The following is a 1030-nucleotide window of genomic DNA, read 5'->3' as shown; positions in this document are numbered from 1 at the left end:
ATCCGAATGGATACAGCCATGTCGCCTTTGGATCAACAAAATCATACAGGGTGTCCACGGGAGCTGCTCACGCTGCGAAGGGCGGCGGCCTTGTCTCCGGCGACAGCTACAGCATGATGGAGCTTGGAGCCAGAAAATATGCTGCAGCAATCAGTGACGGAATGGGCAATGGCGCAAGAGCGCACTTTGAAAGCAATGAAACGATCAAGCTTCTTGAAAAAATCCTTGAATCGGGAATTGATGAAAAAATAGCAATTAAAACGATCAACAGCATACTGTCTCTAAGGACAACTGACGAAATATATTCCACGCTTGACCTGTCTATTATCGATCTTCAAGATGCCAGCTGTAAATTTTTGAAGGTTGGATCGACGCCTAGCTTTATCAAACGGGGTGACCAGGTCATGAAAGTTCAAGCGAGCAATCTGCCAATCGGTATTATTAATGAATTTGATGTGGAGGTTGTGAGTGAACAGCTGAAAGCGGGTGACCTCTTAATTATGATGAGTGATGGCATTTTTGAGGGGCCTAAGCATGTGGAAAATCACGACTTATGGATGAAGCGTAAAATGAAAGGGTTGAAAACAAATGACCCGCAGGAGATTGCAGATTTGCTTATGGAAGAAGTCATCCGCACAAGATCCGGCCAAATTGAGGACGATATGACTGTTGTTGTTGTCCGGATTGATCACAATACACCGAAGTGGGCATCCATTCCTGTTCCGGCAATCTTTCAAAACAAACAAGAAATTTCATAACGCTTCCGTATAAATCAAATTTCTTCTGGCGAAGATGGGAATATATGAATCTGAGAATCCTCGTATTCTCCAGGAGGAATGAATGTGAACAACGGACATTTAAATCAAATTTTGCTGATAACGGATGGCTGCTCAAACCATGGGGAAGACCCGCTTGCAATGGCTGCTTTTGCTAAAGAGCAGGGGATTACGGTAAATGTCATTGGTATAATGGAAGAAAATCAAATTGACCCTGAGGCAATGAAGGAAGTCGAAGGGATTGGACTTGCCGG

At 44.1% G+C, this 1030-nt stretch carries 2 protein-coding genes; both read left to right on the top strand.

Going from position 1 to position 1030, the window contains the following annotated elements:
- A partial coding sequence (locus ACWHAR_RS23295; RefSeq protein ID WP_452087975.1) for a SpoIIE family protein phosphatase occupies nucleotides 1–758 on the top strand: 758 nt, incomplete at its 5' end.
- An 84-nt stretch (nucleotides 759–842) separates the two neighbouring features.
- Nucleotides 843–1030, top strand: a 188-nt coding sequence (locus tag ACWHAR_RS23290; RefSeq protein ID WP_452087974.1) for a VWA domain-containing protein, incomplete at its 3' end; no start/stop codon positions are given.

This window comes from Bacillus sp. LR--39, assembly GCF_053613335.1.
Note: the sequence above shows the minus strand (reverse complement) of the source record. Positions and strands in the feature narration are given on the sequence as shown.